The 14,416-nt window shown below is 66.0% G+C and carries 1 protein-coding gene; it reads right to left on the bottom strand.

Annotation, left to right across the window (positions count from 1 at the left end):
• Positions 1-8: 8 nt before the first annotated feature.
• On the bottom strand, positions 9-14,153 hold the full coding sequence (locus VFG17_RS03535; protein ID WP_325028079.1) for an autotransporter-associated beta strand repeat-containing protein: 14,145 nt from the start codon (positions 14,151-14,153) through the stop codon (positions 9-11).
• Positions 14,154-14,416: the final 263 nt, after the last annotated feature.

Below are 14,416 nucleotides of genomic sequence, written 5' to 3'. Positions count from 1 at the left end.
CAGAAGCGTCAGAAGGCGACCCGCACCCCGGCGACGCCCTTGATGCTGTAATCGTCGCCGAAATCGCGGAAGGGCGAACTCGCCGACGCCTGGGTGTAGATGGTCACCCGGTCGTTAAGACCGAGACTTCCCCCGAGCGCGATCTCGCCGCGTAGCCGGTCGTTCGAGTTGCGGATGGCCGTACCCGACACATTCGCCTCGGTCCCATCAAGCCATTCGTAGCTCACGTTGACGAGGCCGTAGAGGTGGCTCCGGCGCGTCGTCCCGTTCGCTTCCCACGCTTTCTGATGATCGAGCGAGATGCCCCAGCGCGTTTTCAGGCTGTCGCCCTTCGCCGAGGAGACCATGGCCTCGGACGGATCGGCGAAGCTGTCGAAATCGGCGTCCTGATAGATCATCTGGACCTGCGGCGTGACCGTGAGCCCGCTTCCGACCATAGCGCGCTTGCCGAGTTCGAGGCTGAACGCCTTGCCCGTGCCGTCGTTGCCGTCGACGAGCGTGCCGAGAACCGACGAGGTCAGACGGCCGTCGAACCAGGCGAACTGGGCCTGCGCATCGGCATAGAAGCCGCCCTCGCTGTACCAGGTCAGCGTCGCGCCGGCGCCATAGGCCTTGGCCTTGATCGTCCCATCGCCGAACATCGACCGGACCGACGCATTGGACTCGCCGTAATGGCCGGTGAGACCCGCGACGAGCACGCCGCTGTCACCGTCGCTGAGCGTGCGGTCGACGCCGATCTGCATCTTCCAGCTGTCGATATTGGCGTCGGTGCCGGCGGTCGACACGCGTGCCTCGGGCCGGGCCCGGGTGCTTTCCATCCGGCCCCAGATGCCGTTGCTCGCGCCGTCGGCAGACTGTGCCCACTGGCGGTTGCCGACACGCTCCTGCAGGGTCGGAAGCGTGTTGAGCGACGCGAGGACCTGCCCGTAATTTTCATAGAGCGGTACGCCCGGCTGATAGAGCGGACCCTGCGGCTCGTTCGAACCATTGAGCAGCGCCGAGCGGAGATACCAGTCGCCGTCAGTGGGCGTCGCAACCCCGTTCTTGTAGAGACGGTAGCCGAAGGCGCCCGCGATGATCGCCTGCTCGCCGCCGAAAATATAGTCGCCTTCGAGCGCGAAGCTGCCGTTCGACGCGCCCGCGACATCGACGATCTTGATCCCTTCGACGGTCTGGGCACCGAGCCCACCCCGATTGGTCACGGTCACGCGGGTACTGCCCGACGTCGCTCCGTTCACGACGAGGCGATCCGAAAGCGACCCATCGCCGCCAAGCTCCGCCTCGATCTCGAGCGTGCCGCCGTTGCTGCCATAGTCGCCGGCAACGGTCAGCGTTCCGATCTCGCCGCGTCCGGGCGCGACGATGCCCGAGTTCACAATCGAGCCGACCCGGCCGGTGCCTTCGAGGCGGCCGGCCGCAGCAACATCGACGGACCCCCCGAGGCTGCCCTGCACCGCAAGCGTCCCCGCGGCCACCGAAGTGCTACCGGCGAAGCCGCTGTTGTCGGCCGTGACGAGCAAGGTCCCGGCGCCTGCCTTGGTGAGCGATCCGGTACCCGAGAAGAGGCCATCATAGGTGAAGACGGTATCGGCCGCGGCCGAGATGGTACCCTCGCTCGCAACGAAAATGCCGCGCGCGCTCGCCATGTTCGCGCTTGTCTCGAGCGCGCCCCCGTCGAGCGTAACGGCGCCATCGGCGGCGCCGAGGTTGGCATCGCTCGCGATGCGGACCGCGCCCCCAGTGATCAACGTGCCACCGGTGTAGGCGTTCGCGCCGCCCAGCACGAGCGTGCCCGCGTCGGTCTTGACGAGCTGCGCCGTACCGTTCAGCGCCGAATTGATCGTCGCGGTGAAGCCTGCCCCGGCGACGCTGCCGTCGCCGACGCGGATCGTCGCGGTCGGGTCGGTCAGCGTTATGCCGCCGCCCGCAATGACATAATTGTTCGCGGCAAACTGCATCCCCGCGGCCGACACGGCGCCAAGCCCGTTGTCGACCGTGACCGTGCCGCCGGTGCCGCCGAATACAGCGAAAGCGCCGTCCGAATAGGGCGCGTTGACGGCGCCCGAGACGTCGGCCCAGTTATCGTTGCCGCCGCTGTTCTGCCAGACACCATTGCCGCCGTTGATCACGCCGTTGTTCTTGGGCCCGGCCGCGCCGTCCCAGAAGTTGAGGGTCAGCCCCGCCGAATTGACGAGGTTCACCTGGCCCGCGACCGAAGTCTGGACCTGCGCGTCCGCCCCGCCCGGCAGCGTGCCGAGCGTCACGCCATTGTCGGTCAGTGCGCCGCCATAGTTGAACATGCGGTAGACGCCGACGTCGAACGCGCCGCCCGCCGGAACGCCCACATTGAGAACGCCATCGAGCACGAGGTTGCCGCCGACGTTGACGAGATCGTTCAATGCACCCCCGACCGCGCCGACTTCGCCGAATTCGAAATCGAGCTGCGTGGTCGCTGACAGCGACAAATTGCCGCCGATGGTCAGCGTCCCTGCCGCTCCCGCGCCCGGCGCGAGTGTCGCGCCATTGGCATAAGCGACATTGCCGCCGATCGTGCCGGTGCCGCCCATCGTCGCACCGGCAAGGACGTTCGTCGTGCCCGTGACCGCCGCGTAGCTGCCGTTGACCAACATCGTGCCGCCCGCGACCGTCGCACCGCCAAAGGTGCCGCTGCCGCCCAGCACCAGCGTGCCAGCACCGCTCTTGGTGAGACCGCCGGCGCCCGAGACCGCGCCGCCGAGCGTCAGCACCGTGCCCGCATCGGTCAGGAACGTGCCCGCACCGGCCAGATCGACCGCTCGGGCCGAGCTGAGGCTAGAAGTGGTGTTGAGCGTGCCGCCATCGAAGCTGATCGCACCGGCCGCGCTACCCAGATTGGCGTCGCTCGAGATGCGAACCGTGCCGCCGTTGATCGCGGTGCCGCCGGTGTAGCTGTTGCTGCCCGAGAGCAGGAGCGTGCCCGCATCGGTCTTCACCAGCTGCGTGCCGCCTGTGATCGCGCTCGCGATGGTGGCAACATAGCCGCTGCTCGCCGCCGTGCCGTCGCCGACCCGGATCATCGACTGCGGCCCGACGAGCGTCAGGTCCTGGCCGGTGATCGTGTAACCGTCGGTTGCGAACTGCAGCCCCGAGGCGGTGACCGTGCCCAGGCTGTTGTCGATCGTGACCGTGCCTGCCGCGCCGGTGAAGATCGCGAACGCGCCGTCATCGAAGGGCGCATTCACCGCACCGGTCGCATCCGCCCAGTTGTCATTGCCGGTGCCATTCTGCCAGATGCCGTCGCCGCCATTGACCGCGCCGTCGAACTTCGGCCCGGCGGCGCCGTCCCAGAAGTTGAGCGTCGCGCCGCCAGTGTTGATCAGGTTGACCTGGTTCGCGACCGAAGTCTGCACGAACACATCCGACCCTGCCGGGGTGGTGCCGATCGCAAGCCCGTTGTCAGTGAGCGCGCCGCCATAGTTGATCACGCGATAAAGGCCGATGTCGAAGCTGCCTCCCGGCGTCACCGCGACATTGATCGTGCCGTCGAGGCTGAGGTCGCCGCCGACATTGACCACGTCGTTAAGCGGGCTGCCGGGCGCATTCGCCAGGCCGAAGTCATGGCCAAGGGCCGACCCCGCCGCAAGCGACAGGTTGCCATTGATCGTCAGCGCGCCCGCACCGCCCGCGCCCGGCGCCAGCGTCCCGCCACCCGCAACGATCACGTCGCCGCCGATCGTGCCCGTGCCGCCCAGGCTCGCGCCCGACGCCACGCTGGTGAGGCCCGTTGCCGCCGACTGGTTGCCATTCACGAGCAGGCTGCCCGCGGTGACGTTGGTCGCGCCGGCATAGCTGTTCCCGCCGGTCAGGATCGTCGTACCCGAGCCGATCTGGTCGACGCCGCCGCTGCCCGAAATCAGGCCGGCGAAGGTAATGCTGTCGGAGCGGCCGAACGCGAGCGTTCCATTGTTCGTAACGTCGCCCGTGATCGAGCCGGTGGTGCCGCCATCGCCAAGCTGAAGCGTACCCGCCGCGATCGTGGTCCCGCCCGCGTAACTGTTGTTCGCGGTGAGGATCGTCGTACCGGTTCCGGCCTGGGTGACCGCGCCGCTGCCCGAGACAAGACCGCCGAAGGTGACGATATCCGAGCGATTGAAGGCGAGCGCGGCATTGTTGACGACGTCTCCGGCAATCGAACCGCTCGTTCCGCCATTGCCAAGCTGCAGCAGTCCGGCGTCGATCAGCGTGCCGCCCGCATAATTGTTGTTCGCGGTCAGGACGAGCGTCCCGCCACCGGACTTGCCGAGGCTGCCCGCCCCCGAGATGGCACCGCCGAGGGTAAGCGAAGTGCCGCTATCGGTCAGGAACGTGCCTGCCCCGACAAGGTCGACCGCTCGGCCCGACACGATATTGGCCGTGGTGTGAAGCGTGCCGCTGTCGATGACGAGCCCGCCCGTCACCGCGCCAAGATTGGCGTCGGCGCCGATGCGGATCGTGCCGCCGTTGATCGACGTGCCGCCTGCGTAGCTGTTCGTACCGGAAAGCACGAGCGTTCCCGCATCGGTCTTGACCAGGCCCGCGGCGCCGCCAAGCTCGGCGTCGATCGTCGCGACGTAGGACGCGCCCGCGGCGCTGCCATCGCCCACCTGGACGATCGCCTGCGCGCCGGTCAGGGTCAGCGCATCGCCGGTCACGACATAACCATCGCTCGCGAACTGCATGCCCGAAGCGAGGACATTGCCGCCGCTATTGTCCACGGTCACAATTCCCGGTGCGGCCGAGAAGATCGCGAAGCTGTCCTGCGCATAGTCAGCGTTCACCGCGCCGGTCATGTCGGTCCAGTTGTTGGAGCCGCCGGCGATCCGCCACACGCCGTCGCCGCCATTGATCGTGCCGTTGTTCTTGGGACCGGCATTGCCGTCCCAGAAGCTCAAGGTCAGGCCGGCGGTGTTGACCAGATTGACCTGTCCCGCGATCGCGGTCTGGACCGTGACCGCGCTGCCACCGGGCAGCGTGCCGAGCGCGAGGCCATTGTCGGTAAGCGATCCGCCATAATTGAAGGCGCGGTAGATGCCGGGGCCGAACGTACCGCCGGTCGGCACCGTCACGTTGATCGTCCCGTCGAGCGTCAGGTTGCCGCCAACGTCGACAAGGTCGTTGAGCGAACCGCCGATGCCATTGGCCTGGCCGAACTCGAAATCGAGCACCGAACCCGCACCGAGCGCGAGGTTGCCGCCAATGCTGAGCGTGCCGACATTGTTGGTGCCCGCCGCGAGCGTCGCGCCATCGGCAAGGGTGACGTTTCCGCCGATCGTGCCCGAACCGCCCAGCGTCGCTCCGGATGCAATGCTAGTGAGTCCGGTCGCCGCCGATTGGTCGCCATTCACGAACAGGCTGCCTTCGGTCACGTCAACGTCGCCGCCGAAGCCGTTGGTCCCGGTCAGGACAAGGCTGCCAGTGCCGGTCTTGGTGAAGCCGGCGGCACCGGTGATGCCTCCGTTCAGCGTCAGCGTCGTTCCCGCATCGGTTGCGAATGTGCCCGCGCCAAGCAGATCGATGGCGCGGCCAGAGGCGATGTCGGCGGTGGTGTTGAGAATGCCGCCGTTGAGGCTGAGCGCGCCCGCCGCATCGCCAAGATTGGCGTCGCTGGAGATGCGCAGCGTCCCCGCATCGATCTGCGTGCCGCCCGTATAGCTATTGGTACCGGTGAGGACGAGCGTGCCGAGGTCGGCCTTGACCAACTCGGTGCTACCGATGAGGGCGGCACCGATCGTCGCGGTAAAGCCCGCTCCCGGTGCCGTGCCGTCGCCGACGCGGATGGTGGACTGCGGGCCGACCAGAGTCAGGTCCTGACCCGTGATCGTGTAGCCGTCGCTCGCGAACTGCATCCCCGACGCGCTGACCGCGCCGAGGCTGTTGTCGACATCCACCGTGCCGGGCGCCGCGGCGAAGATCGCGAAACTGGCATCGGTGTAGGCGCCGTTCACGGCGCCGGTGAGCTCGGTCCAATTATCGTTGCCGCTGCTGTTCTGCCAGATGCCGTCGCCGCCGTTGACGGCGCCGTCACCCTTGTTCGGCAGCGCCGCGCCGTCCCAGAAGTTGAGCGTGGCGCCGGTCGAATTGACGAGGTTGACCTGGCCCGCGACCGAGGTCTGGACCGATACCAGGTTACCGGGCGGCAGTGAGCCGAGGGCAAGGCCGTTATCGGTGAGCGTGCCACCATAGCTGATCACGCGATAGAGGCCGGGACCGAAGTTGCCGCCCGGCGAAACGGTCACATCGATCGTGCCGTCGAGCGTGAGATCGCCGCCGACCTGCGTGAGATCGTTGAGTGGTCCGCCGGGCATGTTCGCCTGGCCGAACTCGTAATCGAGCCGCGAGGTGCCAGCGAGCGCGAGATTGCCGTTGATGGTGAGCGTGCCCGGACCGGTCGCGTCGCTGGGCGCCAGCGTCGCGCCGCCCGCGAGCGTGACATCGCCGCCGATCGTCCCGGTGCCGCCCAGCGTCGCGCCGGAGGCGACAGTGGTTGCGCCGCTCGCCGCGCTCTGATCGCCATTCACGAGCAGCGTGCCACTGCTCACGGTCGTCGTGCCGGCATAGCTGTTGGCGCCGGTCAGGATGGTGGTGCCGCTGCCCGCCTGGGTGAGCGTGCCGGCCCCCGAGATCAGACCCGCAAAGGTCAGCGCGTTGGAGCGATTGAAGACGAGTGCGGCATTGTTGACCACGTCGCCCGCAATGCCGCCGCTCGCGCCGCCATTGCCGAGCTGGAGAACGCCCGCACCGATCGTCGTGCCGCCGGTATAACCACTGTCTGCAGTGAGGATGGTCGTGCCGCTGCCGAGCTGGTTGACCGCGCCGCTGCCGGTGATCGCGCCGGCGAAAGTCAGGCTGTCGGAGCGGTTGAACGCCAGCACGCCGTCGTTGGCGACGTCGCCCGCGATCGCGCCGCTGGTTCCGCCATTGCCGAGCTGGAGCGTGCCGGCGCTGATCGTGGTACCGCCAGCATAGCTATTGGCATTGGTGAGAATCAGCGAGCCCGCGCCATCCTTGGTCAGCGCGCCAGCGCCCGAGATTGCACCGCTCAGTGCGAGCGTCGTACCGGTATCCGTGAGAAAGGTGCCGGCGCCGGCAAGGTCAACCGCCCGAGCCGAGGCGAAGCTCGCGGTCGTGTTGAGCGTGCCGCCATTGAGGCTCAGTCCGCCCGCCACGCCGCCGAGATTGGCGTCGCTCGCGATGCGCAGCGTGCCGCCGTTGATCGCGGTCCCGCCGGTATAGCTGTTGGTGCCCGAGAGCACGAGCGTACCTGCGAGATCCTTCACCAGTTGCGCCGAACCGGTCAGCTCGGCAGCGATGGTGGCGGTGTAGACCGGATCGACTGTATCGACGCCCACGCGGATCAGAGCCTGCGCGCCGGTCAGCGTCAGCGGGCCGCCGTCGATGAGGTAGCCATCGCTCGCGAACTGCATTCCGGATGCCAGGACATTGCCGCCGACATTATCGACCGTGACCGTGCCTGCCGCACTCTGGAAGATCGCAAAGCTGTCCTGCGCATAGTCGGCGTTCACCACGCCATTCGGGTCGGTCCAGTTGTTCTGGCCGCCCGCTACGCGCCAGGTGCCGTCGCCGCCCTGGATCGTGCCGTCGTTCTTCGGCCCCGCCGCACCGTCCCAGAAGCTCAGCGTCAGCCCCGCCGTGTTGACGAGGTTCACCTGGTTGGCGAGCGCGGTCTGGACAAACGCCTGCGTCCCGACCGGCACCGAGCCCACCGTCAGCCCGTTGTCGGTCAGCGCACCGCTGTAGTTGAACATGCGATAGACGCCGGGGCCGAACGTGCCGCCGGGCGTCTGCGTCACGTTGACGACGCCATCGAGCGTCAGGTTGCCGCCCACATCGACGAGATCGTTGAGCGGACCGCCCGGGACGTTGGCCGCACCGAACTCGAAGTTGAGCTGCGAGTTGTTGGCCAGCGCCAGATTGCCGTTGATGGTCAGCTCGCCGACCCCGTTCGCGCCCGCCGCCAGAATACCGCCGTCGGCGATGGTCACGCTGCCACCGATCGTACCCGCACCGCCGAGCGTCGCGCCGGAAGCGACGCTGGTGAGGCCGGTCGCGCCCGCTTGGTTGCCGTTGATTAGCAGCGTGCCGGCGTTGACGTTGGTCGCGCCCGCATAGGTGCTGTTGCCGGTCAGCGTGGTGGTGCCGGTCCCATTCTGGTTGAGCACACCCGATCCGGAAATCACGCCCGCGTAAGTCGAGGCGCCCGCGCGGTTGAATGTTAGCGTTCCGCTGTTCGCGACATTGCCGACGAGCGTGCCCGTCGCAGTGCCGTCGCCAATTTGCAGCAGGCCCGCGGCGTTCGTCACGCCATTGATATAGCTATGATCGCCGGTCAGCATGAGGGTGACGGCCGTGGTCTTGTTGAGCGTCTCGAAGTCGGTGACACTCGCGCCATTCAAAACTCGGAAGGACGTACTGCTCACCTGTAGCGTGTCGTTGCCACTACCCCCTGCGACGTTGCCGCCGAGGCTCCAGTTGCCATTGAGCGCCAGCGTGTCGTTGCCGTCGCCAAGCGAAAGTGTTCCCGCGCCCGTGTTCAGCGTGCCCGTAACGTTGACGAAGTCGCCGCCGGCGCCGAGATCACCGGCGGCGCGCAATGTCCCGCCGGAATTGATATTGATCGTGCTTGCCCCGGCATCCCCGGCGAAGGTCGAGGCGCCGCCGGCAGCCGCGCCCATCGTGCCGTTCACCGTCAGCGCGGAGGTGCCGGTCATCGCGACCGTCGCGGTCTCCAGCGCGCCGTTGACCTGCAGCGTCCCGGCGCTGATCGTGGTCGCGCCGGCGGTGTTGGCAGCGGTCAGGGTGGTCGTGCCGGTGCCGATCTGCGCGATCGTGCCGGTGCCGGTGATCGTTCCGCCAAAAGTGACGGCATTGCTCCGGTTGAACGCCAGCGTGCCGCTGTTGGCAACGTTGCCGACGATGCTGCCGGTCGTGCCGCCATTGCCGAGCTGGAGCGTGCCTGCGCTGATCGTCGTGCCGCCGGTATAATTGTTCGTCCCGGTGAGGGTCGTCGTCCCGGTACCCGCCTGGAGCACCGAGCCCGTTCCGGTAATCGTTCCGGCATAGGTCACGGCGTCAGATCGGTTGAAGCCGAGCGCGCCGAAATTATTAATCGTGGCGCTTACGACCGATCCCGTCGTGCCGCCATTGCCGATATAGAGTGTCCCGGCGTTGATATTGGTGTTGCCGGTGTAGGTGTTCGTGCCGGTGAGATACCAGGTGCCGCTATCGCTCTTGGCCAGCGTAGTGACGCCGCCGGCGCCGTTCGCAATGCTCGCACCCATGATATTGGCGCCGGTGTTGCTACCGCCGAGCGCGAAGTTACGCGCACCGGTTCCAGAGAAACCGATGGCGCCGGTGTTGGTAAAGGCAATCGCACCGGTCCCGGCCGATTCGAGAAACGTGCTTCCTGCCGCCAGTGTAAACAGCCGGTTGGTCGTATCGCCAGCACCGGTGTAGCGCAGGGTCGTGCCGCTGCCGATAACAAGGAACGACGCATCGCTGGCTGACGCCCCGATGCTGCTGGCGGAGCCGCCATCCGACAGCTTGCTGACGCCGAGCACGCCGCCGACGATCGAGGTTACGCCGGTATAGTTGCTGGTCTGGTTTGTCAGAATCCAAGTGCCGCTGTCCTCCTTGGTGAAGGACGTCGTACCCGCGGCGTTGTTGCCAATCTGCGCGGCAAGGCTGTTATTGCCGGTGTTGGTGCCGCCTAGTTTGATCGTCTGGGCCGTACCTGGGCTAGAGAATGCGATCGCATTCGTGTTCGTCATCGTGAGCGCGCCAGTCCCCGACGCTTCAATCTTGCTCGAAGAGGACGGGCCAAGCGTGAACCGCCGGTCGGTACTCGTCGCGCCGCCGGTATATTGCAATGTGCCACCGTCGAGGATGAGATTGCCGGCGGCCGGGCCCGAAGCGCCGATCGCGCTGTTAGTTCCGCCATTGGCGAGGCAATTCACCGAGAGGATGCCGCCGTTGATGGTCGTCGACCCGGCGTAGCTGCTGTTGCAGCCCGAAAGGATCTGCGTGCCAGCGCCGCTCTTGACGAGGCCACCGGTGCCGCTGATAGCACCGCTGAAGGTCAGGCCGCCGCCGCCAGTCAGCGTGAGCGTTGCCGAGCCCAGGGTTATGTTTCCGCTTCCGGTGATGCCCGCAACCGAATTGCTGAGACCATCGAGGTCGAGCGTGGTTCCGGCATTCACTGTCATCCCACCGGTGCCGAATGCGGAGATCGACCCCGCCCGCAGCGTACCTGCTGCCACAACCGTGCCCCCGCCGTAAACATTGCTCCCGGAGAGCACCAGCGTGCCAGCGCCTTCCTTTCTGACAAGACCGTTCGCGCCGGTAACCTGGCCGCTGAATGTTAGCGTCGTGGCTGCGTTCTCAACGCCGATCGTGGCTCCCGTAAATCCCTGGATCGTGAATCCGCGATTCGTGCTGACGTTCGCGCCGGTGTAATTCAGCCCGCCGTTAATGAAGACGAGGTTGGACGACGCGCTGCCCGAGGCACCGATGCCGCTCGCAAAACCGCCGTTGGCCAGGCAGTCCACGGTCAGCGTGCTGCTGCCCTGAATCGTGGTCGAGCCGGTATAATTGTTGTTGCAGCCCACGAACGTCTGCGAACTGCTGTTGTCCTTGATGATCCCGCCTGAGCCGCTGATGGTGCCGCTGTAGGTTCCGTTCGCGCCGCCGATGGTAAGCGTTGCGCTACCGAGAAGCACATTGCCACCGCTTGTGCCACCTCCCGTCAATCCGCCGACCTTGTTGCTGAATCCGGCGAGGTCAAGCGTCACGCCCGCCGTGTCGGCCAGCGTCACCAGACTGGGACCACCAAAAGCCTTGGTCGACCCAGCCCGGAGCGTTCCGCCGTTGACGTTCGTCGCTCCCGGATAGGTGTTTATGCCCGAGAGTACCAGCGTGCCGGCCCCCTCCTTGCGTAAGGGAGCCGAACCAAGTCCGGCGACCACCCCACCGAATGTGAGCGTCGTGCCTGCGTTGGTTACGTCGATCGCGCCACCGGCGACACCATTGAGCGTCAAGCCGCGATCAGTCGTCGCAGTGCTGCCCGTGTATTGGAGCGCGGCACCGCCCTCGATCCACAGATTAGCGGATGCGTTCGAGGACGCGCCGAGGCTGCTCGGCGCGCCGCCATTGCCGATCGTCGAAATTGCCAGCGTCCCGGCGCCAATTTTCGTCACCCCGGCATAGCTGTTGGTGGCGTTGGCCAGCGTCAGCGTGCCCGCCCCGGTCTTGGTGAGACCAGCACTATCGGAGCTGGCCACTTGTCCGGAAAATGTGAGATTGGAGCCTGCGGTCGTCACGTTGATCGTCGGATCATTGCCGAGAGTGCGCGCGACGGTGAAGCCGCGGTCGGTCGTGGCCGTCGCGCCTGTGTAGCGCAGCTCGGATGAGTCGATGATTAGGTTCGACGCATCGGCGCTCGACGCGCCGATGTTGCTCGCGGCGCCCCCATTACCGATGGTGCTGACCGACAGCACGCCCTGGCTGATCGTGGTCGCGCCGCTAAAGTTGTTCGCACCGCTCAAAGTGACCAGGCCCGCACCGCCCTTGAGGAAGCCCGTCGCTCCGCCATTGTCGACGATTTGCGATGCGATCTGGAAGTTGCCGCCACCGCTTTGCTGAACAGCCAATACGCCGCCGCCGGTGCTGCCGGTGATCGAGCCGCCGGTAATCAGCTGGCTGTTATTGCCGACCGAAGGCGCCACAATGATCGCGCCGTCTATGCCCAGCGTCTGGCCGCCCGCGATGGTTATGGTGGTGGTGGGGTCCGCCTCGACGAAGCGCAGGCCGCCGAGCTGAACGCTGCTCGCGACGGTGCCGAAGAAGCTCGTGGTGTTGAGCGTATCCTCGTCGGTGATGATCTCACCGGCCTGCCAGGTTCCCGCATCGTCCCGGCCGGTATAGTCGTTGTCATCGAAGGCGACGATATTGCCGCCTACGACCTTGGCATAATCGGTATTATTGATGAGGGCCCAACCGCCAAGCGCGCCGTCGGCGTTGGCGGTTGTGATGAGCCCGTCTTCGGGCACGAAGTTGACCGTTCCGGCCGTGCGGGAAAGAGCGCCGAGATTGAGCGTAAGACTGCCGCCGGCACCCTCATCGAGCTTGATCGTATTGCTGCCGGACAGGATATTCACACCAGCAAAGCTCTGGCTGTTGGCTTCGGTCGCACCGACGAGCGAAAGCGTACTGCCCCCGGACAAGTTCAGGACTGACGAGGGTAAGAGGATATCGCTGGTGGCCGCGCCGGTGAAGTCGAGCCTGAGCGTGCCTCCCCCGACGTTCGTGGCGCCGGTATAGCTATTTTGCCCCGTCAGCGTCAGCACGCCGGTGCCGGTCTTGATCAGGCCGACCGATCCGCTTCCGGTAATGCTGCCGCCATAGCTGGAGGCGGCCGTGCCGTTGACGGTAAGGTTGCCAGTTCCCAGTGCGATCGTACCGCCGGTACCGCCGAGCGTCGGCGTGACCAGGCTGGTTCCATTCAGATCCAGCGTTCCGCCATTGACTGTGGTCCCCGTGACCGTACCGAATGCCGCCGCATTGCCGGCGCGTAATGTACCGGAGTTAACCGCAATGGTACCGGTTCGCGTATTCGCCGCCGTCAGCTCCCAGATGCCGGATCCGCTGCTGGCAAGGCCTCCGGCGCCGGAAATCAAGCCCGAGAAGGTGTTGACGCCGCCGGCATAGCTGCCGCCAAGCGTCAAGGTATCAACGGCACCGCCGGCCACGAAGCCGAGAGCCCCGCTGAGATTCAGCGCTCCCGCAACGCTGTCGTTGCTGATCGTGCCAGCACCGGAAACCGACCAGATCCGGTTGCTGCTGGCCCCAACGCCAGTATAGCTGAGAACACCGCCGTTGTTCACACCGACATTTGTGCCGGCGCCGAGCGAGCTGCTTGCGCCGATATTGGCCAGGACACTTGCCTTGACGGTAATAGTGTCGACCGCAGCGGACGCGTTGAAGGTGTTGGAACCGCCGAGCGTGATCGTGCGACCTACGCCACCGCTAAAGGAGACCGAGGCGAAGGTTCCTGTGCTGGTGAGTTGCCCGAGGAGATCGATATCACCCGTCGTCGCCGCGTAGCCGACTCCGGTGCCGGCGGTGCCGCTGAGGAGGATGTCTCCGCGCAGGGTGAGCGTTCCGGTGCCACTGTTTGAGAAGGTGAGATTGGCGCCGGTCGCCCGCATGTCCCAATTGCGGTTCGAGTCATCGCCATCGCCCACGTAGATCATTTGCCGAGTGGCTCCGCCGCCCGGGGCGACGATGATGGTTCCCTTTGCTACAGTGACGGGCGCGCCCAAAGCGCTTGCCTCACCCAGATTGCCGACTGAACTGAACGTGGCGAAGCCGTCGAAACTGAAGGTCGTCTGGCCGGTGTAGTCGTTAAAATTGTTCGTCAGGCCGCTGCGATAGGCGGTGAGGTCGCCCACGCCGGTGTAGCGCACCGCGCCCGCGCCGGCACCTTCGACGACGGTCCCGCCAGTGCCGAGCGTGACCACACGGCTCGCGGACAGGGTCGGAAGGATGGTCAGCCAGCTGCCAGCTGCCGTGAAAATGCGGTTCGAAGCGACACCGAGCGCAGCGTCACTCACGATCGTCAGACCGCCCCTCGCGGTGCTGTTGACGTAGATATCGCCGGTGAAACTGCTCGTGCCCGAGAGGCTGAGCGTGCCGGCATTGATCGTGATATCGCCAGTGAGTGTGTTCGCTCCAGAGAGCGTCAGTCCGCCTACACCCTCCTTGGTGAGGCCGGCCGTACCGGCCAGCGCGGATGCGATCGACGAACTGCCGCTGTTGACCCGGATGGTGGGCGCCAGCCCGGCAAGCGTCAATGTGTTGCCGGTCAGCGTATAAGCCGAGGTGTCGAAGGTAATGTTATGGACGGTGATCGGCGTCCCGAGCGTCACTGTGCCGGCGGTACCGCCAAAGATCGCGTTATCGAGCAACGTATTGTTCCACGGCGGAACATAGGGGCCATTCTGGCCGCTGTTGTCAGGACCCCAGTTCCCGCCGGTGGTGTTCCATGTGCCGGTCCCGCCATTGCCCGGCGTCGTGCCGTTCGCATCCCAATGTCGGTCGGAATCCTGAGCGTAAGCCACAGCAGGGATCGCGAACAACAAGGCCGCAGAGAGCGACGTACCGCAAAGCAGACGTCCAGCCGCAAAACCCGCGCGACGCCCGGCTTGTCCGATTCCGCTCATTCCACGACCCCCTGATTATAATCGACCCGCCCGCGCGCCCTGAAAGGCCTTGGGTTTCACAAATGACAATATCGCGGACGCTCCTGGAATGCCGGCTCACACAGCCTCAAGACACATCCCGCGATCAAGTTCCGATCATCCCCTTCGGCCAGTCAAAAACT

The sequence above is a fragment of the Sphingopyxis sp. genome (assembly GCF_035686825.1).
In the GTDB taxonomy this organism is placed as follows: domain Bacteria; phylum Pseudomonadota; class Alphaproteobacteria; order Sphingomonadales; family Sphingomonadaceae; genus Sphingopyxis.
This window is presented reverse-complemented; position numbering and strand designations above follow the sequence as displayed.